General features: G+C 73.6%; 22 protein-coding genes and 1 pseudogene. 6 read left to right on the top strand and 17 right to left on the bottom strand.

The features are described from left to right. Window positions 1-125 precede the first annotated feature (125 nt). Window positions 126-239: pseudogene (locus ACFCV8_RS25765) on the top strand (N-acetyl-gamma-glutamyl-phosphate reductase); the annotation flags it as partial. Here ACFCV8_RS25765 and ACFCV8_RS25760 read toward each other — a convergent pair. Then, window positions 185-1,540 carry a glycoside hydrolase family 10 protein gene (locus tag ACFCV8_RS25760; RefSeq protein WP_376687813.1) on the bottom strand — a complete coding sequence of 452 codons (1,356 nt, stop codon included), beginning with the start codon at window positions 1,538-1,540 and terminating at the stop codon, window positions 185-187. The pseudogene ACFCV8_RS25765 and the gene ACFCV8_RS25760 sit on opposite strands and share 55 nt — an antisense overlap. A 225-nt stretch (window positions 1,541-1,765) precedes the next feature. Here ACFCV8_RS25760 and ACFCV8_RS25755 point away from each other — a divergent pair, with 225 nt between their 5' ends. Next, the gene (locus ACFCV8_RS25755; RefSeq protein WP_376687812.1) at window positions 1,766-2,626 is read left to right on the top strand and encodes a 3-hydroxybutyryl-CoA dehydrogenase; all 861 of its coding nucleotides are present in this window, start codon (window positions 1,766-1,768) and stop codon (window positions 2,624-2,626) included. Window positions 2,627-2,716: 90 nt separating this feature from the next. Here ACFCV8_RS25755 and ACFCV8_RS25750 read toward each other — a convergent pair whose 3' ends face one another. The 9 genes from ACFCV8_RS25750 to infC form a co-directional block, all read right to left on the bottom strand. Next, window positions 2,717-3,247 (bottom strand): NUDIX hydrolase, encoded by a 531-nt coding sequence (locus tag ACFCV8_RS25750; protein ID WP_376687811.1) that lies wholly within the window; start codon window positions 3,245-3,247, stop codon window positions 2,717-2,719. Between the two features lie 87 nt (window positions 3,248-3,334). Further along, entirely contained in the window at window positions 3,335-4,684 is a 1,350-nt protein-coding gene (locus ACFCV8_RS25745; protein WP_376687810.1) for a transcriptional regulator, read from the bottom strand. 390 nt (window positions 4,685-5,074) lie between these two features. Continuing rightward, entirely contained in the window at window positions 5,075-7,588 is a 2,514-nt protein-coding gene (pheT, locus tag ACFCV8_RS25740; protein ID WP_376687809.1) for a phenylalanine--tRNA ligase subunit beta, read from the bottom strand. Next, the gene (gene pheS / locus ACFCV8_RS25735; protein WP_376687808.1) at window positions 7,588-8,715 is read right to left on the bottom strand and encodes a phenylalanine--tRNA ligase subunit alpha; all 1,128 of its coding nucleotides are present in this window, start codon (window positions 8,713-8,715) and stop codon (window positions 7,588-7,590) included. The genes pheT and pheS overlap by 1 nt, the downstream gene beginning before the upstream one ends. A 145-nt stretch (window positions 8,716-8,860) precedes the next feature. Then, entirely contained in the window at window positions 8,861-10,030 is a 1,170-nt protein-coding gene (locus ACFCV8_RS25730; protein ID WP_376687807.1) for an ATP-binding protein, read from the bottom strand. A gap of 103 nt (window positions 10,031-10,133) precedes the next feature. Beyond that, a complete protein-coding gene (locus ACFCV8_RS25725) occupies window positions 10,134-10,964 on the bottom strand; it encodes a TrmH family RNA methyltransferase (protein WP_376687806.1) in 831 nt (276 codons plus the stop codon). 124 nt (window positions 10,965-11,088) lie between these two features. Further along, the gene (gene rplT, locus ACFCV8_RS25720; protein ID WP_072484442.1) at window positions 11,089-11,472 is read right to left on the bottom strand and encodes a 50S ribosomal protein L20; all 384 of its coding nucleotides are present in this window, start codon (window positions 11,470-11,472) and stop codon (window positions 11,089-11,091) included. A gap of 109 nt (window positions 11,473-11,581) precedes the next feature. Next, window positions 11,582-11,776 (bottom strand): 50S ribosomal protein L35, encoded by a 195-nt coding sequence (gene rpmI, locus ACFCV8_RS25715; RefSeq protein WP_030191890.1) that lies wholly within the window; start codon window positions 11,774-11,776, stop codon window positions 11,582-11,584. Between the two features lie 120 nt (window positions 11,777-11,896). Beyond that, window positions 11,897-12,565: a translation initiation factor IF-3 gene (gene infC, locus ACFCV8_RS25710; protein ID WP_376687805.1), complete on the bottom strand. Its 669-nt coding sequence runs from the start codon at window positions 12,563-12,565 to the stop codon at window positions 11,897-11,899. Between the two features lie 342 nt (window positions 12,566-12,907). Between infC and ACFCV8_RS25705 the strand changes: the two genes are divergently transcribed. Further along, window positions 12,908-13,273 (top strand): DUF1844 domain-containing protein, encoded by a 366-nt coding sequence (locus tag ACFCV8_RS25705; RefSeq protein ID WP_376687804.1) that lies wholly within the window; start codon window positions 12,908-12,910, stop codon window positions 13,271-13,273. A gap of 101 nt (window positions 13,274-13,374) precedes the next feature. Here the strand turns inward: ACFCV8_RS25705 and ACFCV8_RS25700 are convergent, their stop codons facing one another. Genes ACFCV8_RS25700 through ACFCV8_RS25690 form a run of 3 tightly spaced genes read right to left on the bottom strand, consistent with a single transcriptional unit; the run spans window position 13,375 to window position 16,601 of the window. Further along, complete coding sequence (locus ACFCV8_RS25700; protein WP_376687803.1) at window positions 13,375-14,103, bottom strand: SseB family protein; 729 nt, start codon at window positions 14,101-14,103, stop codon at window positions 13,375-13,377. A 51-nt stretch (window positions 14,104-14,154) separates the two neighbouring features. Next, on the bottom strand, window positions 14,155-15,348 hold the full coding sequence (mycP, locus tag ACFCV8_RS25695) for a type VII secretion-associated serine protease mycosin (protein ID WP_376687802.1): 1,194 nt from the start codon (window positions 15,346-15,348) through the stop codon (window positions 14,155-14,157). Continuing rightward, complete coding sequence (locus ACFCV8_RS25690) at window positions 15,345-16,601, bottom strand: hypothetical protein (RefSeq protein WP_376687801.1); 1,257 nt, start codon at window positions 16,599-16,601, stop codon at window positions 15,345-15,347. Before ACFCV8_RS25690 ends, mycP begins: the two co-directional genes overlap by 4 nt. Before the next feature lie 182 nt (window positions 16,602-16,783). Here ACFCV8_RS25690 and ACFCV8_RS25685 point away from each other — a divergent pair, with 182 nt between their 5' ends. Then, a complete protein-coding gene (locus ACFCV8_RS25685) occupies window positions 16,784-17,986 on the top strand; it encodes an amino acid deaminase/aldolase (RefSeq protein ID WP_376687800.1) in 1,203 nt (400 codons plus the stop codon). A 40-nt stretch (window positions 17,987-18,026) separates the two neighbouring features. On the opposite strand, the gene ACFCV8_RS25680 is transcribed toward ACFCV8_RS25685, so the two are convergent. After that, window positions 18,027-18,983: a DUF2510 domain-containing protein gene (locus ACFCV8_RS25680; protein WP_376687799.1), complete on the bottom strand. Its 957-nt coding sequence runs from the start codon at window positions 18,981-18,983 to the stop codon at window positions 18,027-18,029. Window positions 18,984-19,177: 194 nt separating this feature from the next. Here ACFCV8_RS25680 and ACFCV8_RS25675 point away from each other — a divergent pair, with 194 nt between their 5' ends. Next, entirely contained in the window at window positions 19,178-19,906 is a 729-nt protein-coding gene (locus tag ACFCV8_RS25675) for a FadR/GntR family transcriptional regulator (protein ID WP_376687798.1), read from the top strand. 155 nt (window positions 19,907-20,061) lie between these two features. On the opposite strand, the gene ACFCV8_RS25670 is transcribed toward ACFCV8_RS25675, so the two are convergent. Then, the gene (locus tag ACFCV8_RS25670) at window positions 20,062-21,000 is read right to left on the bottom strand and encodes a LysR family transcriptional regulator (protein WP_376687797.1); all 939 of its coding nucleotides are present in this window, start codon (window positions 20,998-21,000) and stop codon (window positions 20,062-20,064) included. Between the two features lie 71 nt (window positions 21,001-21,071). Between ACFCV8_RS25670 and ACFCV8_RS25665 the strand changes: the two genes are divergently transcribed. After that, complete coding sequence (locus ACFCV8_RS25665; protein ID WP_376687796.1) at window positions 21,072-22,223, top strand: TDT family transporter; 1,152 nt, start codon at window positions 21,072-21,074, stop codon at window positions 22,221-22,223. On the opposite strand, the gene ACFCV8_RS25660 is transcribed toward ACFCV8_RS25665, so the two are convergent. Both ACFCV8_RS25660 and ACFCV8_RS25655 read right to left on the bottom strand, forming a co-directional pair. Continuing rightward, window positions 22,162-22,866 carry a helical backbone metal receptor gene (locus ACFCV8_RS25660; protein ID WP_376687795.1) on the bottom strand — a complete coding sequence of 235 codons (705 nt, stop codon included), beginning with the start codon at window positions 22,864-22,866 and terminating at the stop codon, window positions 22,162-22,164. The genes ACFCV8_RS25665 and ACFCV8_RS25660 overlap by 62 nt on opposite strands. 11 nt (window positions 22,867-22,877) lie before the next feature. Next, a complete protein-coding gene (locus ACFCV8_RS25655) occupies window positions 22,878-23,444 on the bottom strand; it encodes a helix-turn-helix domain-containing protein (RefSeq protein WP_376687794.1) in 567 nt (188 codons plus the stop codon). Window positions 23,445-23,559: the final 115 nt, after the last annotated feature.

Here is a 23,559-nt window from a genome sequence, read left to right as displayed (position 1 = left end):
CCGACCGCATCCCGGCGATCGTCGACCTCAGCGGCGCGTTCCGGATCCGTACACCGGAGCTGCACGACCGCTGGTACCCGAAGGTCAAGCGGCGCACCGACCTGGCGGACCGCTTCGTCTACGGCGTGCCGGAGCTGATCGGCGACCAGTTGAAGGACGCCGCGCTCATCTCGCTGCCCGGCTGCTACGCCACCGCGATCACCCTGGGCCTGGCCCCGCTCACCCTGGGCCTCGGGCTCGACCTGAAGACGGTGGTGGTGGACGGCAAGAGCGGGTCCAGCGGCGGCCGCGCCCGGCTGCGGTAGTGGTCGCCCACCACCCGGGCCATCGCCCCGATGCGGTCGGTGACTACGTCCTTGCCCGAGAAGTAGACGTGGCCGCGGACCTGGTCGTGGTCGGCGGCGAGGTCGAGGTGGCGGGAGAGTTCGGCCGGGTCCTGCCAGGCGGCGGGCTGGGCGGGGTCACCGGCCTTGTAGAGCGCCTCCCCTACGAACAGGTCGACGCCGGTGCCCCGTACTGCCTCGCTCCACCAGGCCAGCAGCTTGGCGTAGTCGGCGGCGGCGAAGCCGATGTTCCAGTAGATCTGCGGACAGATGTAGTCGATCCAGCCCTTGCGCACCCAGCCGCGGGTGTCGGCGTGCAGATCGTCGTACGTCTGCACCCCCGCCCTGGTGTCGGAGCCGAGCGGGTCGGTCGCGGCGTTGCGCCACACCCCGAACGGGCTGATGCCGAACTGGACGCTCTTGCGGATGCCCTTGATCCGCTCGGCGGTCTCGCGCACCAGCTTGTCGGTGTTGTCGCGCCGCCAGGCCGCCTTGTCCGGGAAGCCCGCGCCGTACTTGGCGTAGGTGGCGTCGTCGTCGAAGACCTGGCCCGCGACCGGATACGGGTAGAAGTAGTCGTCCCAGTGCACGGCGTCGATGTCGTAGCGGCGGACCGCGTCGAGCATCGCGTCCTGGACGAAGCTGCGGACCTCGGGGATTCCGGGGTTGTAGTAGAGCTTGCCGCCGTACGGCAGGACCCAGTCGGGGTGGAGCCTGGCCGGGTGGGTGGCGGCCAGCCGGGAGGGGTCGGTGTGGTTGGCGACCCGGTACGGGTTGAACCAGGCGTGCAGCTCCAGACCGCGGCGGTGCGCCTCGGTCACCGCGGTGCCCAGCGGGTCCCAGCCGGGGTCCTTGCCCTGTACGCCGGTGAGGTACTGGGCCCACGGCTCGTACGGCGAGGGCCACAGCGCGTCGGCGGTCGGCCGGACCTGGAGGACGACCGTGTTCAGCCGCAGCTCCACCGCCTTGTCGAGGTACGCGATCAGCTCGGCCCGCTGCGCCGCCGCCGACAGCCCGGTCTTCGAGGGCCAGTCCAGATTGGCGACGGTGGCCACCCACATGCCGCGCAGTTCGCGCCGCGCGACCCGGCGGCGCCCTGCGCGCTCCGACGCGCCCGCCCCCGGGACATCGTTCCGCCCGACGGGGACGGCGGCCGCGTCACCCGCCGCGACGACCGTCCCCATCACCCCCGCGACCACGCCTGCCGCACCCGTCACAAAGCCTCTTCGGGCCATTTGCCGCATTTCGCTGCACCTGCCGTCTCTCTGTGCTCGTCGTCAACATCCGTCGCCCCAGCAATCAGGCGTAACGCAGAGCATGCCCGCCCCGGCCCGCGATGACCCGCAAGGCGCGGAGTAACGTCGTGGGGTCGGGGCGGGCACCGGAATCGGACGGGAACCCGCAACCCCCGGAACAGCGAAAGGCACGAGGTGACGGACTCTATGGCCGACATTGCACGGGTCGGAGTAGTGGGTTGTGGCCAGATGGGCGCGGGCATCGCCGAGGTGTGCGCCCGCAGCGGTCTCGACGTCCTGGTGGCCGAGACCACCGGCGAGGCACTGGAGATCGGCCGTACCCGGCTGCACAACTCCCTGTCGAAGGCCGCCGAGCGCGGCAAGATCACGGTCGAGGAGCGCGACGAGACGCTGGCCCGGCTGACCTTCACCACCGACCTGGGCGAGTTCGCCGACCGCGATCTCGTCATCGAGGCCGTGGTGGAGAACGAGCAGGTCAAGACCGAGATCTTCCAGGTGCTCGACCAGGTGGTGACCCGGCAGGACGCGATCCTCGCCTCGAACACCTCCTCCATCCCGCTGGTGAAGCTGGCCGTGGCGACCTCCCGCCCCGACCAGGTCATCGGCATCCACTTCTTCAACCCGGCCCCGGTGCAGAAGCTCGTCGAGCTGATCCCCGCGCTGACCACGTCCGACGAGACGGTGCGGCGCGCCGAGGCCCTGGTCCAGGACGTACTGGGCAAGCACCCGATCCGCGCCCAGGACCGCTCCGGTTTCGTGGTCAACGCGCTGCTGATCCCGTACCTGCTCTCCGCGATCCGGATGTTCGAGTCGGGCATCGCCAGCCGCGAGGACATCGACAACGGCATGGAGCTCGGCTGCGCCCACCCCATGGGCCCGCTCAAGCTCTCCGACCTGATCGGGCTCGACACGGTGGCCTCGGTCGCCGACTCGATGTACGCGGAGTTCAAGGAGCCGCTGTACGCCGCCCCGCCGCTGCTCCAGCGCATGGTGGACGCGGGCAGGCTCGGCCGCAAGACCGGCTCGGGCTTCTACCCGTACGCCTGACATCCCGTCGGCGTCATGCCCTGTGCGGGGCCGGTCCGGGCGATCCCCGGACCGGCCCCGTACGCGTTCCACGGCGCGCTCCGGGTCCGCTCATCCCAGCGTCAGGTGATGGAGCATCATCAGCCCGGCGGCCATGCCCGCGGCCGGCACCTCGCCCCGGGCGATCAGCTCGGGCACCCGCTTGAGCGGTATCCACGCACGGCGCGAGGACTCGAAGGCGTCGCGCGGCTCACCGGTCCAGGCCGCCTCCTTCGCCCAGTAGAAGTGGTGCCGGGCGTCGCTCAGCCCGTTGGACGGCTCCACGGTGAGCAGCGGGCGCAGCGGGCCGGGGCGCCAGCCGGTCTCCTCCTCCATCTCCCGGGCGGCGGCGGACGCGGGGTCCTCGCCCTCCTCGACGACCCCGGCGGCCAGCTCCCAGCCCCAGCTGTCCGTGATGAACCGGTGCCGCCACAGCAGCAGCACCTCGTCGGCCTCGTTGACGACGGTGGCCGCCGCGACGGGGCGGAGCCGGATGAGGTAGTGGTCGAGGTGACGGCCGCCGGGGATGAGCACATCCGCGAGGTTCACCCGGAACCAACGGTTCTCGTACACGGTCTGTTCGTTCAGATTCGCCCACTGCACGTTTCTGCCGCCTTCCGACACGTAGGTGGCAATATCGCAGCAGGAGCGGCACCGGAACGGAACGCACCGGTCCTCACCGGGGACGGCTCACAGCGGCACGCGGAGCGCTCCGTCGATGAGTTCGGCGGCCCGGCCCGCTTCCGCGCAGCCGCTCGCGATCAGCTCCTCGCGCACGGCGCACAGCCGGTCGCGCAGCCGCCGCGACTCCATGCCCCGGGCCCGCTCCGCCATCTCCACGGCCGTGACCGCCGCCCGGTCCGCCTCCCCCTGGCGCAGCTCGACATGGGTGAGTATGGCCAGCCGGTGCACCCTGCCCCGGTCGTGCGCCGGGGTGCGCACCGCGTTGGCCGCGTGTTCCCTGGCGCCCGGCAGATCGCCGATGCCCAGCAGCGCCTCAGCCACCTGCACATCGACCAGCCCCGGCTGGACGTACCCGGTCTCGTCCGGCTCCAGGCCGGGGGTGATCCGCGCGGCCTCCGCCTCGGCGCGCCGGATGCACTCCCGGGCGCCGCCCGCGTCGCCCAGCCGAGCGTACGCCTTGGCCTGCATCGCGTACAGGTCGGCGGCGAGCGCGGGGCTGATGTGCCCCTTCGCGGCCCGCAGCGCCGCCTGGGCGAAGGCCACCGACTGCCGGTAGTCGGCGAGCAGCAGCGACTGGTTGACCAGCAGGGCGATGACGTAGCCGCCGAACCCCCGGTCCCCGCTCGCCTTGGCCAGCCGAAGCGCCTGGTGGAAGTAGCGCTGGGCCAGGCCGTGCGCGTCGGAGTCGTAGGCGCAGATCCCGGCGACCGCGACCAGGCCGCCCGCCGCCCGGTGCAGCCGCCGGCCCGTCGCGTCGCTGTAGCCGCCGCGCAGCAGCGGGGCGGTCTCGGCGTTGAGGAAGCCGACGACGCGGGAGCGGGTGGCGATACCGCCCGCCCGGCGGTACATCAGTTCGTAGTGGGCGCGGGCCGCGCGCAAGGTCACTATGTCTGCCGTGGATACCCGGCCCGGTCCGCCGCGGGACACGTCGAGGTCCTCCGGCGGGTTCTCCCACTCCCAGACCGGCATCACCGCCGCGGTGCCGGTGACGGTGGCCGGGACGGGGCCCAGCGGGCGCTGCGCGTCGTCGGACCGCCACAACGCGGTGGCCCGCTCGACGAAGCCGCCCAGCGAGGAGGCGGGCACGGCCGTGCCGGAGCCCGGGTTCCCCATGCCGATGTCGTCGAGCACGACGGACCTGCTCAGCCGGGTGCCGAGCACCTCACAGATCAGGTCGGGCACCTGGCCGCGTGGACGCTGCCCCTTCAGCCAGCGGGCCACCGCGGTGTGTTCGTACCGCAGCCGCAGACCACGGGCGCGCCCGGCCCGGTTGATGTGCGCGGCCAGCCCGGCCCGGGAGACCCCCGCCTCCTCGATCAGGGCAGCCAGCAGAACGTTGGGCTCCGTTGCCCCCATGTGTGCCCCTCCGGTGGTTCGGCACGCCGAGGCGTGTCGCACCAGTGGAGCACGATTCACACGGGGTGTGAACGCAATGCCCGAACCGTCCCCTCTCGCACCCTGTCGCACCGGCTCGAAGATCGGTTGAATCAGTCGCCTCGCAGGAAGCGGCCGGGTCGTCTGCTCCCCCCTCGTACAGCAGACGACCCGCTCCCGCACCGTCCGTCCTGCCGACCTGCCCGACACTCCGCGGCAGTACGGACGGTGCCGGACCGCACGACCCACTGCCCATGGATCGGAGGGTGGCCGGGCCCCGGCCCGGACGCGGTCCTCACCGCCCGGCGAGCACGCGGGAGGGGCGCACCCGATGGCCGGGTGCGCCCCTCCTTGCCTGGTACGGCGTCGGTGCTACGCGCCGCGCAGCACCGCGCCCGTCCGCTCGGCGGCGAGCGCCACCGCCGCGTCACGCGCGGCCGTCGCCTCGTCGACGGTCAGCGTGCGGTCCGCCGCGCGGAAGCGCAGCGCGTACGCCAGGGACTTGCGGCCCTCACCAATCTGCTCACCGGTGAAGACGTCGAACAGCCGTACCGCTTCGAGGAGTTCGCCCGCGCCCTCGCGCAGTGCCCGCTCCACGTCGGCGGCCGGGACGTTCTCCGCGACGATCAGCGCGACGTCCTGGGTCGCCACCGGGAAGGTGGAGATCCGGGGTGCCTGGAGCGCGCCGTCGACGGCCCGCTCCAGTACGTCCAGCTCGACCTCCATGGCGCAGCTGCGCTCGGGGAGGTGGAGGTCCTTGACGACCCGCGGGTGCAGCTCACCGGCGTGGCCGAAGAGGGTCTCCTCGCCGTCGGCCATGACGTACAGCGCGGCGCAGCGGCCCGGGTGCCACGGGGCGTGGCGGTCGCTGCGGACCGTCACCTCGACACCGGCCTCGCGGGCGATGGTGCGGGCGGCCTCGACGGCGTCCGCCCAGCCCGCCGGACGGCCCTCGCCCCACCAGCCGGCCTGCTCGCGGGCGCCCGCGAGGACGACCGCGGCGCGGCGCGGCTGGCGCGGCAGCGCGGCGTCGAGCGCGGCGATCTGCTCGTCGGCGGGGCGGTGGTCGACGGGCAGCCGGACGGCCCTGGTCTCGCCGCCGGTCGGCCGGAAGACCAGGCCGGTCTCGAAGAGCGCGAGGTCGTGGCTGCCGCGGCCGTCGTTGCGCCGCAGTGCGCCGAGCAGGCCCGGCAGCAGCGTGGTGCGCAGCGCCGGCTCCTCGTCGGAGAGCGGGTTGACGAGCCGGACGGTGCGGCGGCGGTCGTCCTCGCTGTCGAGCCCGAGCTGGTCGAGGACGGCGTCGCCGATGAACGGGTAGTTCAGCGCCTCCACGTAGCCGGCCCCGGCGAGCGCCCGGCCGATCCGGCGGTGCAGCCGCTGGCGGTCGGTGAGCCCGCGGCCGGACGGCGGGGTGGGGAGGGTGGACGGGAGGTTCTCGTAGCCCTCCAGCCGGATGACCTCCTCGGCGAGGTCGTTCGGCTCGCCGAGGTCGGGGCGCCAGGACGGCACCGTGACGATCAGCTCGTCCTGCCCGTAGACGTCGCAGCCGACCTCCTGGAGGCGGCGTACGACGGTCTCGCGGCCGTAGGCGACACCGGCCACCCGGTCGGGGTGGTCGGCGGGCATCGCGATGGTGCGCGGCGCGGACGGCGCGCAGATCTCGGTGACCCCGGCCTCGGCGGTGCCGCCGGCGAGCAGCACCAGCAGGTCGACGGTGCGCTGTGCGGCGGCCGCGGCGGCCTGCGGGTCGGAGCCGCGCTCGAAGCGCTTGGACGCCTCGGAGGACAGCTTGTGGCGGCGCGCGGTCCGGGCGATCGAGATCGCGTCGAAGTGCGCGGCCTCGATGACGACCTCGGTGGTGCGGTGCTCGCCCTCCTGGACGTCCGCGATCTCGGTGTTGGCACCGCCCATGACGCCCGCGAGGCCGATCGGCCCACGGTTGTCGGTGATGACCAGGTCCTCGGCGTCCAGCACGCGGACCGTGCCGTCGAGGGTGGTGAGCTTCTCGCCCTGCTGGGCGCGGCGCACCCCGATCGGCCCGTCGACGCGGGTGCGGTCGTAGGCGTGCAGCGGCTGGCCGAGCTCGAGCATCACGTAGTTGGTGACGTCGACGGCGAGCGAGATCGGGCGCATCCCGGCCTTCTGCAGCCGGCGCTGCAGCCAGATCGGGGAGCGGGCCTCGGGCTGGAGGCCGACGACGGTGCGCGCGGTGAAGCGGTCGCAGCCCATCGGGTCGTCGATCTTGACCGGGTAGCCGTAGGCGTTCGGCGCGGGCACGTCCAGCAGCGCCGGGTCGCGCAGCGGCAGCCCGTACGCGATGGCGGTCTCGCGGGCGACGCCGCGCATGGAGAGGCAGTAGCCGCGGTCGGGCGTGACGGCGATGTCGAGGACCTCGTCGACGAGCTGGAGCAGCTCGATCGCGTCGGTGCCCGCCTCGTGCTCCGGCGGCAGCACGATGATGCCGTGCGTGCCGTCGTCGCCCATGCCGAGCTCGTCGGTCGAGCAGATCATGCCGTGCGAGGTCTTGCCGTACGTCTTGCGCGCGGCGATCGCGAAGTCGCCGGGCAGCACGGCACCCGGGAGGACCACGACGACCTTGTCGCCGACGGCGAAGTTGCGGGCACCGCAGACGATCTCCTGCGGTTCGCCGGTTCCGTTGGCGTCGCCGACGTCGACCGTGCAGAAGCGGATCGGCTTCTTGAAGCCCTCCAGCTCCTCGATGGTCAGTACCTGTCCGACGACCAGCGGGCCCTTGAGGCCGCCGCCGAGCTGCTCGACGGTCTCGACCTCCAGGCCCACGCCGACGAGCTTGGCCTGTACGTCACGGCCGGTCTCGGTCTCCGGCAGGTCGACGTACTCCCGCAGCCAGGAAAGCGGGACGCGCATCAGATCTCCATCCCGAACGGCCGGGTGAACCGGACGTCACCCTCGACCATGTCTCGCATGTCTTCTACGTTGTGGCGGAACATCAGCATCCGTTCGATGCCGAACCCGAAGGCGAATCCGCTGTACTTCTTGGGGTCGACGCCGCAGGCGGTGAGCACCTTCGGGTTGACCATGCCGCAGCCGCCGAGCTCGATCCAGCCCTCGCTGCCGCAGGTGCGGCAGGGGCGGTCCGGGTTGCCGACGGACGCGCCGCGGCAGACATAGCAGACCATGTCCATCTCGGCGGACGGCTCGGTGAACGGGAAGAAGTTCGGCCGGAGCCGGGTCTTCATGTCCGGGCCGAAGAGCGCCCGGACCATGTGGTCGAGGGTGCCCTTGAGGTCGGCCATGGTGAGGCCCTCGTCGACGGCGAGCAGCTCGATCTGGTGGAAGACCGGGGTGTGCGTCGCGTCGAGCTCGTCGGTGCGGTAGACGCGGCCGGGGCAGACCACGTAGACCGGGGGCTCGCGGTCGAGCAGGGTACGGGCCTGGACCGGCGAGGTGTGGGTGCGCAGCACGACGCCGGACTCGTCGGTCTTCGCGCCGTCGGCGCCCTCGACGAAGAAGGTGTCCTGCATCTGCCGGGCCGGGTGGTCGGGCACGAAGTTCAGGGCGTCGAAGTTGAACCACTCCGCCTCGACCTCGGGGCCCTCGGCGACCTCGTAGCCCATGGCCACGAAGACGTCGGCGACGCGTTCCATGAACGTCGTCAGCGGGTGCCGGGCCCCGGCCGGGGTGCGGTCGTACGGCAGCGTGACGTCCACCGCCTCCTCGACCAGCACGCGGGCGTCCCGCTCGGCCTCCAGCTCCGCCTGGCGGGCGGCGAGGGAGCGGCCGACGGCGGCGCGGGCCTGGCCCACGCGCTTGCCGGCCTCGGCCTTGGCCTGCGGCGGCAGCGCGCCGATCTCGCGGTTGGCGAGCGACAGCGGCGACGTGCCCGCCGTGTGCGCGGTCTTCGCCTGGGCGAGCGCGTCGAGGTCACCGGCGGCGGCGAAGGCAGCGATCGCCTCGTCCCGCATGCGCTCGATCTCTTCCGGTTTCAGTGCCTCGACCTCGACTGGGTCGTACGACTTGTTCGGTGCCGACATCTCTTCCCGTGCTTCCGATTGGCTGATACTGCGCTTACCGGGGAACGTCCCGGACCCCCATGGCCCCGATCGACGACTGGAGGACGCAAAGGTGCCAAAGGTCGAGTCTAAGGGCCACAGGATGTGTGGAAGGCCCGTGGGCGGCTCAGACCAGGTAGGCCGGCGCGCTCACGGGCAGGATAAATCGGAACTCCGCACCGCCGCCGGGGCCGCGGCCGACCGTGATCGTGCCGCCGTGCGCCTCGACGATGCCCTTGACGATATAGAGGCCCAGGCCCGTGCCGCCGCGCTTGCTCCCCCGCCAGAAACGGGTGAAGACACGGCCCATCGACTCCTCGGGGATGCCGGGGCCTTCGTCGCTCACGGTGACGGCCGTTCCCTTCTCGTCGCTCTTCGCGGGTGCGGATGCGGGTGCGACGTCAATGGTGACGGTTCCCTCGCCGTGCCGCACCGCGTTTTCCAGGAGGTTGCCGAGCACCTGGTCGACCTTGTCCGGGTCGGCCCAGATCACGGGCAGCGGCTGACAGGTGCGGACGAGGAAGCGGTCGGGGGTCAGTCCGCCCGCGGTGAGGGCCTGGATGTGACGCTCGACGGCGGCGGAGAGGTCCACGGGCTGACGGCGCAGCTCCAGGCGGCCCGAGTCGATCCGGGAGATGTCGAGCAGCTCGGCGATGAGCCGGGTGACGCGGCCCGCGTCGGCGTCGACCGTCTCCAGCATCAGGCGCTTCTGGTCGTCAGTGAAGCGCTCCCATTTGGCGAGGAGGGTCGCGGTGAAGCCCTTGACGGAGGTCAGCGGGGAGCGCAGCTCGTGGGCGACGGTCGCGATCAGCTCGGCGTGGCTGCGCTCGTTGCGCCGACGGGCCTCGGTGCCGCGCAGCGAGACCACCACCCGGCGCACCGGCCCGGTCGGGTACTCGCGCACGTAACGGGCGGAGACCAGGACCTCCCGGCCGCCGGGCAGCAGCAGATTGCGCTCGGGCTGGCCGCCCCGGGTGGCGAGACCGCCGTACGGGTCGGTCAGCGTCCACCAGCGGCGGCCCTTGAGGTCCTCCAGGGGCAGCACGTGCTCCAGCTGGTGGCCGAGGGCGGCGGCCCGGGGCACCGCGGTGATCCGGGCCGCGGCGGAGTTGAAGCAGACGACCCGGCCGGTCCCGTCGGCGACGACCAGGCCGTCGGGCAGGTCGTCGGGGTCGACACCCGTGCCGACGGCTTCGAGGTTCACGGCCCCGTCCGGCGCAACGGCCGCGGCGGGGGGTTCACAGGCGTGCACGACGGCCACGTGTGTCCCGCGCGGCTCGCTCATGCCGACAGCCATATCCCGTACCCCACCTCTCGAACCGGTGCAGTGGGCCCCCGAGTCCGCCACCCTACTAGTCGTCGGTGACGGAGCGACACCCTGCGGTGGCGCCGGGCCGCGATCAGCTCCGGCGCTGGGCACGTGCGGAGGCGTACAGGCAGACGGCCGCCGCCGTGGCGAGGTTGAGGCTCTCCGCCTTGCCGTGGATGGGCACGCGTACGACGGCGTCCGCGAGCGCCCGGGTCTCCTCGGGCAGGCCCCATGCCTCGTTGCCGAAGATCCACGCGGTCGGGCCGCCCATGGTCCCGGCGTCGAGCTCGTCGTCGAGGTCGTCCGCGCCCGCCCCGTCGGCGGCGAGGATGCGCACGCCCGCCTCCCGCAGCCCCCGTACCGCCTGCTCGACGGGGACACCGACGGCGACCGGCAGATGGAAGAGCGAGCCGACCGAGGCCCGGACGGACTTGGGGTTGTAGAGGTCCACCGAGGCGTCGGTGAGCACCACGGCGTCGGCGCCCGCCGCGTCGGCGCAGCGCAGCACCGTACCGGCGTTGCCGGGGTCGCGTACGTGGGCGAGCACGGCGACCAGCTTCGGCTTCGCGGCCAGGATCGCCTCGAACGGGGAGTCCAGGAAGCGGCAGACCCCGATCAGGCCCTGCGGGGTGACGGTCTGCGAGACGTCGGCGAGCACATCGCTGTCGGCGAGGTGCACCCGGGCACCGGCCGCGTGGGCGGCGGCGACGATGTCGGCGTACCGCTCGGCCGCCTCGACGGTGGCGAACAGCTCGGTCAGCGTGGGTGCGCCGTCGCTGCCGCGGTGCTCGGCGGCCTCGCGCACGGCCTGCGGCCCCTCGGCGATGAACCGGCGCTCCTTGCCGCGGAAGTTGCGCTTGGCCAGCCGCCGGGCGGCGGTGACGCGCGGCGATCGCGGGGAGATCAGTTCGGGGGTGCCCATGGTCGGCGGCGGGCCTCTCTGCGTACGGAGGTGGCGGACGTGCGGTACGGGTCGTGCAACGCACCGGACCCGCAGACGGCGAGCGCCTGCGGGTCCGGCTCGGAAGGCTGGAGTGCGACCTGGATCAGGCGGCCTTCGGGGCGTTGACGTCGCTCGGGAGGGCCTTCTGGGCAACCTCGACGAGAGCGGCGAACGCGTTGCTGTCGTTGACCGCGAGCTCGGCCAGGATCTTGCGGTCCACCTCGATGTTGGCGGCCTTCAGACCCTGGATGAGGCGGTTGTACGTCATGCCGTTCTGGCGGGCAGCGGCGTTGATGCGCTGGATCCACAGCTGACGGAAGTCGCCCTTGCGCTTCTTGCGGTCGTTGTAGTTGTAGACGAGGGAGTGGGTGACCTGCTCCTTCGCCTTGCGGTACAGGCGGGAACGCTGGCCCCGGTAACCGCTGGCCTGCTCGAGGATCGCCCGGCGCTTCTTGTGAGCGTTTACTGCCCGCTTGACGCGTGCCACTTTTTAACTCCTTGTAGCGGGGCCGTGGTTGGACTCACACGGCCCGGAAACGAATCGGTCCCGGTCTGGGTCGAATGCGCCGCCCGCGGATTCACCGCGGGCCGCGGACTCACTTGCCGAGAAGCTTCTTGATCTTCTTGGCGTCGGCCGGAGCCGCTACGACCGTGCCGGTCAGCGAGCGGGTCTTCTTGGACGACTTGTGCTCAAGAAGGTGGCGCTTGCCGGCGCGCTCACGGAGCACCTTGCCGGAGCCGGTGATCTTGAAGCGCTTGCTGGCACCGCTGTGCGTCTTGTTCTTCGGCATCGCGCCGTTCTCTCCTCGTCAGTGGCGCCCCTCGCGGTGCGGGCACCGGACAGCAGGGGCGTCAGATCTTGATGGAACTTCCGGAGGGACCCGGGGCCGCCTGGATGGCGACCCCTGAGGTCACGCCTCGGAAGGTGTCTCGGCCGGAGCCTCGGCGGCGTCGGGGGTGGAACCCTGACGCTCCGCCTTGCGGGCGGCCTGGGCCTCACGGGCCTCGGCCATGGCTTCGGTCTTCTTCTTGTGCGGGCCCAGAACCATGATCATGTTCCGGCCGTCCTGCTTCGGGTTGGACTCGATGAAGCCGAGTTCCTCCACGTCCGAAGCCAGACGCTGGAGCAGACGGAAGCCCAGCTCGGGGCGGGACTGCTCACGACCACGGAACATGATCGTGATCTTGACCTTGTCGCCCTGCTTGAGGAACCGGACGACGTGACCCTTCTTGGTGTCATAGTCGTGCGGGTCGATCTTCGGCCGGAGCTTCATCTCCTTGATGACCGTGTGCGCCTGGTTCTTGCGCGCCTCACGGGCCTTCATGGCCGACTCGTACTTGAACTTCCCGTAGTCCATGAGCTTGCACACGGGCGGACGGGCGGTCGCCGCCACCTCGACCAGGTCGAGGTCGTACTCCTGTGCGAGTTCCAGGGCCTTGGCAAGCGGGACAATCCCGACCTGCTCGCCGCTGGGACCGACAAGTCGCACCTCGGGAACGCGAATCCGGTCGTTGATGCGGGGCTCGGCGCTGATGGATCCTCCTCGGTAGCACCACGCGGCCGCCTGGCGGACAGCCACGTAACGTCTGTTTCCTAAAACCAACCGCACAGGCGCAAGAAAAATGCCCCGGACGGGACACAGGCGGGGCTCCTGGAACAACCGGAACCACCGCGGTCAACCGCGGGGCACATCGGGCGATCCCATCGTCCGTACGGAACGATGGTCACCGCCTGACCGGATGACCCGCCGCCTCGGAAGGTGGCCGGGTGGGAGATCGGAGCCTCCACTTGTGGGCCGGGCACATAGCTGCCCAGCCGGTCGTTACACAAGGTTAGCAGCTCCCCGGAGCGGGCGCTAACCGGCTGCCGTACGCCGCTCCCGCGGACGGGGCGGCCACGGCGGGGGCCTATCGTATGGCGCATGAGTGACGCGACCCCCAGCAGCAGTGATTCCCCCGGCTTCGACGAGATGGCCCGCGACATCGCGGAGGTCCCCGCGGTCGAGGTGATCGTGACGGTCGCGGTCAATCTGATGAGCGCCGCCGCCGTGAAGCTCGGGCTGACCGAGGACGGCGACCAGCACAAGGACCTCGACGAGGCCCGCAAGCTGGTGCACGCGCTGGCCGGGCTGCTGGACGCCAGCGCCACCGAGATCAGCTCCTTCCACGCGGCTCCGCTGCGGGACGGCCTGAAGTCGCTCCAGCTGGCCTTCCGCGAGGCCTCGCTGGTGCCGGACGAGCCCGGTCAGGGCCCCGGCGAGAAGTACACCGGCCCCGTCTTCGGCTGAGCCCCGCCGCCCCTGTTCACGCAACGAACGAGGTCCCTGCCCGCTGCGGGCGGGGACCTCGTTCGTTCAGCGGGGTCCGCGTGTACGGCCGGCTCGCGCGGTCAGCGGGTGAACAGGGGCTCGCCCGGTGCGGCGGCATCCGCCGGAAGCAGGGCCAGGTCCAGTCCGCGCACCAGACGGGCACGGAGGGTCTCGTCGGCCGCGAGCCGCTCGGCGACCCGGCGGGCCGCCTCGGCGGGCTCCGCCCCGGGGGCCAGGACCAGGGCCAGGGTGCCGTCGGTCCGGCCGGGGCCGAGGTGGGCCCGGAGCACGGCGGGTTCGGCGGCGACCGCGTCGCGCACCGCCGAGGTGACGGCGGGGTCGTCCAGCGGGTCGGCGCTGGTGCGGCCCTCGGCCAGGGCCAGCAGGGCGGAGCCGGTCAGCTCAAAGGCGACCGGTCCGGCCATGTCGAGGACGACCGTGTCCGCCTTCTCGTGCGCGGCCGCCTGCAGCGCCTGGTGCAGGGGTACGGCGACGGGGCGGGCTCCCGGGTCCCACAGGGCCAGTGAATCGGTGGAGGTGAAGGCGGGCAGGGCGCGGCGATCACCCGCCTGGAGCGTGGGGACGGCCATGTCGCTGGTCTTCTCGCGACGCAGCCCGTTCTCGTCCTCCTCCACCTCCCCCAGCACGGCTACGACCGGGACCAGCAGGCGGGTGCCCTTGAGGGCTTCGAGTACCGGGCCCACGGCCGTGCGGTCCTTCGCCCAGGCCGCCAGGGCCGCGGTGAGTGCCGGGTCGGCCGAGCCGTCGTCGTCGGAGTATCCGGGGTCCGGAATGTTCTTCTGCGCCACAGGGCGAGCGTAGTACCTGGGCTTTTCCGCCCCGACGACAGGTCGGGGGCCTCAGGCCCGGGCGGCGGCCGGGCCGCGCCCCCTGCCGCGCCACAGCACCACGGCGGCGGCCAGCAGGACCGCGCCGAGGCCGCCCGCGCCGACGGCGAGCCAGCCGGCCGGTCCGCCCCCGGGGTGTCCGGCGTCCGGGCCCGGGCCGAAGTAGCGCTTGCGGTACCTGTCCTCGGCGGATTCGGCGCGTACCCCGGCGGGGCGGAGCGCGGCACCGGCCTCGATGGCGGCGGCGGGGTCGACGATGCCGTGGCCCCGGGCGTCGTCGCGGCCGGACGCGGGGGCGCTGCGGGCCGTGTCGGTGAGGAGCTTCCTGATCTGGGCGGGCGACAGTCCGGGGTGGGCCGCGCGGACCAGCGCGACCGCGCCCGAGACGAACGCGGCGGCGGCCGAGGTGCCCCACTCCACGTAGTACTGGCGGTCCGGCGAGGCGACGACGATGTCGACCCCGGGAGCGCTGACCGCGGCGTACCAGCGGCGGGTGGAGAACGCGGCGTGGGTGCCGTACCGGTCGACGGCGGCGACCGCGATCACGCCGGGGTAGGCGGCGGGGTACGAGATGTGGTCGCCCTTCTCTCCCCCGTTGCCCGCGGAGGCCACCACGACGGCCCCCCTGCGCAGCGCGTACTGGATGGCGGCGTCCTCGCCCGGCTCGGGATGGGCCGACCTGCTGTCGTCGCCGAGCGAGAGGTTGATGACGTCGGCGCCGTTGTCGGCGGCCCAGCGGATGCCGTCGGCGAGGGCCGTGCCGCGCGACTTGCGGGCCTTGGCGCGGGCCGGGTCGGAGGCTTCGAGGATCACCCGGACGGGGAGGATCTTCGCCTCGGGGGCGATGCCGAGCACCCCGTCCCCGCGCGCCGGTCCGTGGCCGCGGCCCGCGATGATGCCCGCCATCGCCGTGCCGTGCCGGGCCCAGGAACGGTCGCCGCGTCCGGCACCGAAGCCGATCATGTCCTTGCCGGGCAGCACCTGGCCGCTCAGGTCGGGCAGGCTGCCGTCGACGCCGGTGTCGACGACGGCGACGGTGACGCCGCGGCCCTTGGTGGTCCGCCAGGCCTGGTCGGTGTGGAGCGCGTCCAGGCCCCACTGCTGGTCCCGGATGGCGTCGGCACCGGCCGGTTGCACGGGCAGCACGGCGAGCGCGGTGGCGGCGCAGACCGCACCCAGGACGCGGTGGTGGCGGCTGCGGCTCATTCCGGCTTCTCCATGAGATCGGTGACAGTACGGCGCAGGCCACGCTCGATCCGGTCGGCGATGCCCTTGGCCTCGTTGCCCAGACCGGCCTCGGCGGCGGCGGTCCGGGCGCCCGCGGCCATGGCCGCCGCGGCGGGCTGCGGGTCGGTGACGGTGCGTCCGTCGGCGAAGCCGGACACCGCGAAGACGACGACAGGCACCTCGGTCAGCACGTGGACCGTCCAGCTGGCCCGCTGCCGGTCGCCGAATCCGGCGGCGGCCGTGCCCTTGACCGGATACGCGCGGGGCATCAGGTCGGTACGCCGGTCCAGGCGCTGGTCGGCGAAGCGGGCGCCGAGAGCCTTCATCGCGGCCGCGTCGCCCTCGGTGAAGACCACCCCGACGGTGGTGACGCTGCTGGTGGTGGCGTCGACGTAGGTGGCCCGGACCAGCCGCTCGCAGCCGACCGGGCCCAGCGTCCGGGCCAGCAGCGGGTCGAGGGCCGGCCGGCAGCCGCCGTCGGGGGCGACGGCCAGGCGCGTCCAGATCCGGTCGGCCCCGCCGGGGCCCGCCCCGTCGCCGCGCAGGGTGCGCGGGAAGAGCGTGTCCACGGGGACGCTGTGCCAGGCGGAGCGGCCCACGGCGTAGGCGCCGCGGGCGTCGTCGGCCGAGGAGTCGCTGGTGAGCCAGGCGCCGGTGACCGCGCCGCCGATCAGCCCGAGACCGAGCACCACGCAGACCGCGGCCGCCGCCGTCCGCGCGGGGTGGCGGGTACGGATCGGGCGCAGCCGGGTGGTGGTCTCGGCGGGCGTCTCGGGGTGCGGGGGGACGAACGGCCGCGGGTACACGTACGGGCCGGGCCGGGGTTCGGCTCCCGGGGGCGGGGTCAGGTCCACCGCGCCGACGGGCCTGCGCCGGGTCGCCGCGGGCGGCTGCCCGGGAACGGGCGGGGCTTCGGGGACGGGCGGGACCTCGGGAACGGGCCGGGCTCCGGGGACGGGCGGCTGCCCGGGAACGGGCCGGGCTCCGGCGGCGGGCGGGACGGCGCGTACCGGAGGGACGGATGCGGGCGGGGCGGGGGCCGGCGCGACGGGGCGGAGCCGGGCCGTGGTCTCCGGCGACGGGACGGGCGCGGCGGCCGGCGGGTCGTCAGGACGCGCCGGGGCGGGCGGGTCCGCGGGGGCCTCGGGCGAGGGCTGCGCGGCGGGTGCCTGGCCCGTGGGCGGGGTCGTGGGGCGGGGCGGGACGGGAGCGCGCTGCGCCTCGGTACTCATCCGTCCCCCTGGTCCCATTTCCGTACCGTGCGCGGATCGACGTCGCGGACAGGCCCGTTGGTGCCGCGTTCCGTCACTCTACGGGGTGGGGCCGCCCCTGCGGGAGCCGGTCGTCCGACCCCTGACGATCTGCGCGGAACATCCCTCTACCCAGCGGTACGGACGTCTGGCAAGCTGCGGCCATGACTGCCCGTGCCGCTGACCGGACCCGCTACAACCGGGCCACCGCCCATCTGGACGCCCCGATCGCCGTCGTGGATCTGGACGCGTTCGACACCAACGCCGACGACCTGGTCCGCCGGGCGGGCGGGAAACCGGTCCGGGTGGCGAGCAAGTCGGTGCGCTGCCGGGCGCTGCTGGAACGGGTGCTGGCCCGGCCCGGTTTCGCCGGGATCATGTCGTTCACGCTGGCCGAGTCGCTGTGGCTGGCGCGGGCCGGTTTCGAGGACGTCCTGCTGGCCTATCCGACGGCCGACCGGTCCGCCCTCGCGGAGCTGGCCGCCGACCCGAAACTGGCCGCCGCGGTGACGGTGATGGTCGACGACCACGCGCAGCTGGAGCTGATCGACGCGGCGCGGGCGGGCGGCCGCGAGGAGATCCGGGTCTGCCTGGAGCTGGACACCTCGCTGCGGCTGCTCGGCGGCCGGGTCCGGATCGGGGCCCTGCGCTCCCCGCTGCGCTCCCCCGCCCAGCTCGCGGAGCTGGCGCGCTCGGTGGCGCGGCGCCCCGGCTTCCGGCTGGTGGGGCTGATGGCGTACGAGGGGCACATCGCCGGGGTCGGCGACGCGGTCGCGGGCCGTCCGCTGCGGTCCCGGGCGGTACGGCTGATGCAGGCCGCGGGGCGCAGGGAGCTGGCCGCGCGGCGGGCCGAGGTGGTGCGCGCGGTCCGGGCGGTGGCACCGGACCTGGAGTTCGTGAACGGCGGCGGCACCGGCAGTGTGCAGCACACGGCGGCCGAGCGGGCGGTGACCGAGATCGCCGCCGGGTCGGGGCTCTACGTACCGAGGCTGTTCGACAACTACACGTCGTTCACGGCCCGTCCGGCGGCGCTGTTCGCGCATCCGGTGGTGCGCCGCCCCGGCGTGGGGGTGGTGACCGTCCTCGGCGGCGGCTACCCGGCGTCCGGTCCCGCGGGTCCGGACCGGCTGCCCGTGCCGTATCTGCCCGAGGGGCTGCGCTACGACCCGCAGGAGGGGCCGGGCGAGGTGCAGACGCCGCTGCTCGGCGCCGCGGCCGACGATCTGCTGATCGGCGACAAGGTGTGGTTCCGGCACGCGAAGGCCGGTGAGATGTGCGAGCGGTTCGACGAGCTGCAGCTGATCGAGGGCGACCGGGTGACCGCGACCGTGCCGACGTACCGGGGCGAGGGCCGCACGTTCCTCTGAGCCGGACCCGCCCGGTCCGGGTGACGGGCGGCGGGCCGGTTCAGGGGGCGATCGTGCTGCCCGCACCGCCGCTCGTCGCGCTGTCCCCGATCGGCCGGATCGCCTTGGTGATGGTGTCCATGAGCGTGAGCGGGGGGCCGTCCGGGCCCGCGTCGAAGGCGTACCGCACGATGATCAGCGATTCGGTGCCGATGGTGGACGGGAAGACCAGCGACTGCACGTAGCCGCCGGGCCCCTTGGTCGTCCTCACCCGCCAGCGCACCTGGTATCCGGCGCGTCCGGCGACGGCCACGGGGGCGGAGTCGAGTTGCTGGTGGGAGACGATGCCCCCGTGGGTGCGCTCGCCGGCGGCGTTCTCCCCGTAGGCCTCGCCGGCCGCGGCGGCGATGTCCTGCCTGGCGAGCTTCTCGGCGGAGGTGATGTCGGTGGCGTTCGCGGTGCGACTGGTCACCGTGGCGCGGTAGCAGGTGTCGGAAGGGTTGCCGGGGCAGTCGTAGAAGTCGGCGGTCCGCATGGTGAGGGCCTGCTCGAAGGTCCGGTCGGGCTTCTCCCAGCCGTCGGGTATCGGCAGGGTGATGCCGTTGAGCTGGTCGACGAGGACCTTCGGGCCGGCCCCGGACGACGAGCCGGTGGGCGAGGGGGCGGTGGTCGCGGTGCCGGTCGCGGGTACGGAGGTGCTGGGCGCGGCTCCGGGGCCCGGGCCGTCCCCGCCCCGGCCCAGCAGCACGGCTCCGGTGACGGCGGCGCCGACGACGAGCAGTCCGGCCACGGCGAGCACGAGGGTGCGGGTGCCGTTGCCGCGTACGGCGGTGGCGGACGGGACCGGTACGGGCGGGCCGAAGCCCTGAGGGGCAGGGCCTGTCGGAGCCGCCGGAGCCGCCGGAGCCGCCGGAGCCGCCGGGCGCAGGTGAGCGGTCCACGCCGCGCCGTCCCACCAGCGCTCGCTGCCCGGTGTCGCGCTGTCCGGGTACCAGCCGGGCGGTGTCGCGTTGCTCATGCGGCCACTCTAGGGTTCGCTGACCGGCCCGATCAGGCCGTTCACGGCTTGTCCGAAACGTCCGTCGGCGGCCGCCCGGGCCGTCCGGGCAGGCTCCACGCCCGATCGGGCGGAAGTTTATGGTGTGAGGGCCAACCATTGATGGTCGGCCACTGATCTGACGGTCGGCCGTGCGACCGGGAGGGGAACGGGGTGTGACCGGGGAGAGCGAGTTCACCGACCGTCTGACGCCCGTGCTGCGGCCCGTCCGGGCGGGGAACGGCTTCGAGGAGGCGCTGGAGCAGATCCTCCAGGTGATCAGGCTGGGACTGGTGCCGGGCGGCGGAAGGCTGCCGGCCGAGCGGGACCTCTCCGAGCTGCTGGGGATCAGCCGGGTCACCCTGCGCGACGTACTGAAGGTGCTTCAGGACCAGGGCCTGGTGGAGAGCAGGCGGGGCCGGTACGGCGGGACGTTCGTCCGGCCGCGCGCCGACAGCCCCGGCGAGGAGGAGCTGCGCCGCAGGGTGGCCGCGGTCGACATCGAGGACGTGCTGCGCTTCCGCGAGGTGCTGGAGTCCGGGGCCGCCGAGCTGTGCGCGGCACGCGGTCTCACCGGCGAGGACGCGGAGCGGCTGCGGGCGGCCCTCGCGGCGACGCACGAGGCGCCACTGCCGGACTACCGCAGGCGCGACACCCTCTTCCACCTGACCCTGGCCGAGCTCGCCGGCTCCGCTTCGCTGGCCACGCAGTACGCCGCCGTCCGGGCCGCCCTGAACGATCTGCTCGACTGCATTCCGCTGCTGGTGCGCAACCTGGAGCATTCGCAGCACCAGCACACCGACCTGGTCGAGGCGGTCCTGGCCGGGGACGGGGAGGCGGCCCGGGCGGTGACGCGCGAGCACTGCGCGGGCACGGCGGCGCTGCTGCGCGGCTTCCTCGCGTAGATCCGCCCGGGGAGCACATCGACCCGTAAAGGTTCGAAGGATCACCATTACGGGGCGGCTCGGGGCGCCGGAGAGGAGTTGGCCGGTCGGCGCGGTGAGCACCCCCGCCGCTCCTGCCGGGCCGGCGCCGCGGTGGCCGGTACCGCGTCCACGGGTCAGTACGCGGCGCGGCTGTCCCGGCCGGTCAGGGACAGCAGGTCGCGGGCCGGTCCCGCCGGGCGGTGGCCGGAGGGCCAGACGGCCCGCAGCTGGCGGCGCAGGCGTACCCCGGCGACGGGGACCTTGACCAGGCGCCGGGCGGACAGCTCCTCGCCGAGCGCGAGTTCGCTCAGGACGCAGGGTCCGGCGCCGCTCTCCGCCGCGCCCTTCACGGCGGTCGTGGAGGAGAGTTCGAGCAGCGGCTGGGCGAGACCGCCGTGCACGGCGAGCGCCGCGTCCAAGACCTGGCGGGTGCCGGAGCCGTGTTCGCGCAGGACGAGCGGGGTCGCGGCCAGTTCCTGCGGGGTGAGGGGGGTGCGACGGCGGGCCCAGGCGTGGGACGGGGCGACCACGACGACGAGGCGGTCATGGGCGATGACCGTGCCGTCCAGCCCTTCGGGCACGGTGAGGCCCTCGACGAATCCGAGGTCGGCCTCGCCGGTCAGCAGCCGGGCCGCGACCGCCGCGGAGTTCCCCGCCAGCAGCGAGACCGCCGTGTCCGGACGTTCGGCGCGCAGCGCTATCAGCCAGCCGGGCAGCAGGTACTCGGCGATGGTCATGGAGGCGGCGACCCTGAGCCGGGAGTCGCGCCGGTCGCGCAGCGCCTGGGCGCCCGCGTCGAAGGCCTCGGCCGCCTCGACGATCCGACGGGCCCAGTCGGTGACCAGGGCCCCGGCGTCGGTGAGCCGGGAGCCGCGCGGCGAGCGGTCCAGCAGGGCCACGCCGAGCTGGCGCTCCATGGAACGGATGCGGCTGCTGGCGGCGGGCTGGCTGACCCCGACGTCCCGGGCCGCGCGCCCCAGGCTGCCGTGCCGGGCGACGGCGAGCAGGAGCTCCAGCGCGCCGAGGTCGGGGACCCGGTGGGAGAGCGGGGCAGATGGTGCGTCGCCAGTCATCAGTCCACTTTATGACCTCATAGACGCGGGACGTCTGGTGGGGCGGCGGACCGCGCCGGGAAAATCGTGGCATGGCCATCTTTCCGCAGACCTCGCACTCCCCCGCACCGGCCCCGGCCGCCGAACGGCTGCCCTCCCTGCGGTATCTCGGCCCCAACTGGTACGCCGCCGTCATGGGCACCTCGATCGTCGCCAGCGCGGGGGTCGCGCTGCCCGTGCACGTCGCGGGGCTGCGTACCGCCTGCACGGTGGTGTGGATGCTCGCGGTGGTCGCGCTCGTCGCGGTGCTGGTGGCCCGTGCCGGGCACTGGGCCGCCCACCGCGACCAGGCCCGCCGCCATCTGCTCGACCCGGCCGTCGCCCCGTTCTACGGCTGCCTGTCGATGGCGCTGCTGGCGGTCGGCGGCTCGACGATGGTCGTCGGGCGGGACGTCATCGGGCACGACGCGGCCCTGGCCGTGGACGCGGTGCTGTACACGGCGGGCACGCTGACCGGGCTGGCCGCCGCCGTCGCCGTCCCCTATCTGATGGTCGTGCGCCATCGCATCGAGCCCGGCACCGCGTCGCCGGTGTGGCTGCTGCCGCTGGTGGCCCCGATGGTCTCCGCGGCCCTGGGGCCGCTGCTGGTGCCGGAGCTGCCTGCCGGACAGTGGCGGGAGGCGATGCTGCTGGCCTGCTACGCGATGTTCGGGCTGAGCCTGCTGGCAACGCTGGTGATGCTGCCGTTGATCTTCGCCCGGCTGGTCCACCAGGGGCCGCTGCCGCTCGCGCTGACGCCGACGCTCTTCCTGGTCCTCGGCCCGCTGGGGCAGTCGACGACCGCGGTCAACCAGCTCGCCGACGTGGCGCCGGGCGCGATCGGGGCGCCGTACGCCGAGGGGCTCGCGGTGTTCGGCGTGCTCTACGGGGTGCCGGTGATGGGCTTCGCGCTGCTGTGGCTGGCGCTGGCCGTCGCACTGGTGGTGCGGGCCGTGCGGAACGGGATGACCTTCGCCATGACGTGGTGGGGCTTCACCTTCCCGGTCGGTACGTGTGTCACGGGCGCCGCCGGTCTGGCCCGGCACACCGGGCTCACGGCGTTCACCTGGCTGGCCGTGGCGCTGTACGTGCTGCTGGTGGCGGCGTGGGCGGTGGCCGGGGCGCGGACGCTGCGCGGGCTGTTCAGCGGAGTGCTGCTCGCAGCGCCGCAGGCGCCCGCACCAGTGACGGTCCGTACCACGTGAGGTACCGCCCGTCGACGAGTGCGGCGGGCAGTGCGGGGAAGGCCTCGGGTCCGTCGTCCGCGGTGAAGCGGTACGGCTCGTCGGGCAGCACCACCAGGTCGGCCCCCGCCGCGTTGAGCTCGGCGAGCGGGACGCGGGGGTAGCGCTCGGCGTGGTCCGCGTAGACGTTCTCGACGCCGAGCCTGGCGAGCAGGTCCCCGGCGAAGGTGTCGCGGCCCAGCACCATCCAGGGGCGGCGCCAGACCGGGACCACGGCGCGGCACCGGGCGCCGGGCGCGGGCAGGGCCGCCCAGGCCTCGCCGGCCTCGTCCAGCCAGCGCGGCCGGGGCAGGCCGCAGGCGGCCAGGACGCGTGCCAGCTCCGTCAGGGCCCGGTCGAGGGTGCGGACCTCGGTGACCAGCACCTCCGTACCGGCGGACCGGAGCGCGGCGAGGTCGGCCGCACGGTTCTCCTCCTCGTTGGCGACGACCAGATCGGGCCGGAGCGCGAGCACCGCGGCGACGTCGGGGTTCTTCGTCCCGCCGATCCGGGCGGCGGCGAGGCCGGCCGGGTGGGTGCACCAGTCGGTGACGCCGACGAGCAGGCCGGGGGCCGTGGCGGCGACGGCCTCGGTGAGCGAGGGGACCAGGGAGACGACGCGCACGGCGGCCCCCGTCAGCGGCGTGAGTCGTAGGTGGCGTCGATGTGCTCGGCGACCGCGACGACCAGGAGGCGCGTCCCGGGCGTCGTGGCCCGCCAGCGGTGGCGCACCCCGCCGGACAGGAAGAGGGTGTCGCCCTCCTCCAGCCGGTACGCCTGCCCCTCGGCCTCCACCTCGGCGGCGCCCCGCACCACGTACATCACCTCGTCGTTGCGGTGCTGGAACTCGCGCCCGAGGTCCAGCTCGCCGGTGAACTCCAGGGCACTGAGCTGGTGGCGCCCGCGCACCACCCGGCGCACCCCGTCCTCCCCGCCCGCGCGCGCCCCGTCCCCGCCCGCGCGTACGACGTCGACGGCGCGTGCGGAGTCGGCGGCGGCGCGCAGCCGTGCCGTGGTGGTCTCCAGCGCCTCGGCGACCCGGTCCAGGGACCGGGCGCTGGGCCGGGCCCGCTCGTTCTCGATCTGGCTGAGGAACGGCACGGACAGGCCGCTGCGGCCGGCGACCACGGCCAGCGTGAGCCCCAGGGTCCTGCGTCTGCGGCGCACCGCGGCGCCCACGCGGAGTGCTTCCTTGTCATCCATGTCCGGCTCCCTCCCGACTCGCCATCCTCCCGGGTACCGGCGGTTTACGCACACGGTTGCGCAAGGTCGGCCGCCCGGGGGACGCCCGGGGGCCCGAAAGTCCGGAAAAAGGGGG

Origin of the sequence: Streptomyces sp. NPDC056347, from assembly GCF_042262625.1 — a bacterium.
GTDB lineage: Bacteria > Actinomycetota > Actinomycetes > Streptomycetales > Streptomycetaceae > Streptomyces.
This window is presented reverse-complemented; position numbering and strand designations above follow the sequence as displayed.

Coding starts and splice junctions, on each gene's coding strand:
- ACFCV8_RS25755 (WP_376687812.1), top strand. CDS start 1,766: ATGGCCGACATTGCACGGGTCGGAGTAGTGGGTTGTGGCCAGATGGGC.
- ACFCV8_RS25745 (WP_376687810.1), bottom strand. CDS start 4,684: ATGGGGGCAACGGAGCCCAACGTTCTGCTGGCTGCCCTGATCGAGGAG.
- pheT (WP_376687809.1), bottom strand. CDS start 7,588: ATGCGCGTCCCGCTTTCCTGGCTGCGGGAGTACGTCGACCTGCCGGAG.
- pheS (WP_376687808.1), bottom strand. CDS start 8,715: ATGTCGGCACCGAACAAGTCGTACGACCCAGTCGAGGTCGAGGCACTG.
- ACFCV8_RS25730 (WP_376687807.1), bottom strand. CDS start 10,030: ATGGCTGTCGGCATGAGCGAGCCGCGCGGGACACACGTGGCCGTCGTG.
- ACFCV8_RS25725 (WP_376687806.1), bottom strand. CDS start 10,964: ATGGGCACCCCCGAACTGATCTCCCCGCGATCGCCGCGCGTCACCGCC.
- rpmI (WP_030191890.1), bottom strand. CDS start 11,776: ATGCCGAAGAACAAGACGCACAGCGGTGCCAGCAAGCGCTTCAAGATC.
- ACFCV8_RS25705 (WP_376687804.1), top strand. CDS start 12,908: ATGAGTGACGCGACCCCCAGCAGCAGTGATTCCCCCGGCTTCGACGAG.
- mycP (WP_376687802.1), bottom strand. CDS start 15,348: ATGAGCCGCAGCCGCCACCACCGCGTCCTGGGTGCGGTCTGCGCCGCC.
- ACFCV8_RS25690 (WP_376687801.1), bottom strand. CDS start 16,601: ATGAGTACCGAGGCGCAGCGCGCTCCCGTCCCGCCCCGCCCCACGACC.
- ACFCV8_RS25685 (WP_376687800.1), top strand. CDS start 16,784: ATGACTGCCCGTGCCGCTGACCGGACCCGCTACAACCGGGCCACCGCC.
- ACFCV8_RS25680 (WP_376687799.1), bottom strand. CDS start 18,983: ATGAGCAACGCGACACCGCCCGGCTGGTACCCGGACAGCGCGACACCG.
- ACFCV8_RS25670 (WP_376687797.1), bottom strand. CDS start 21,000: ATGACTGGCGACGCACCATCTGCCCCGCTCTCCCACCGGGTCCCCGAC.
- ACFCV8_RS25665 (WP_376687796.1), top strand. CDS start 21,072: ATGGCCATCTTTCCGCAGACCTCGCACTCCCCCGCACCGGCCCCGGCC.
- ACFCV8_RS25655 (WP_376687794.1), bottom strand. CDS start 23,444: ATGGATGACAAGGAAGCACTCCGCGTGGGCGCCGCGGTGCGCCGCAGA.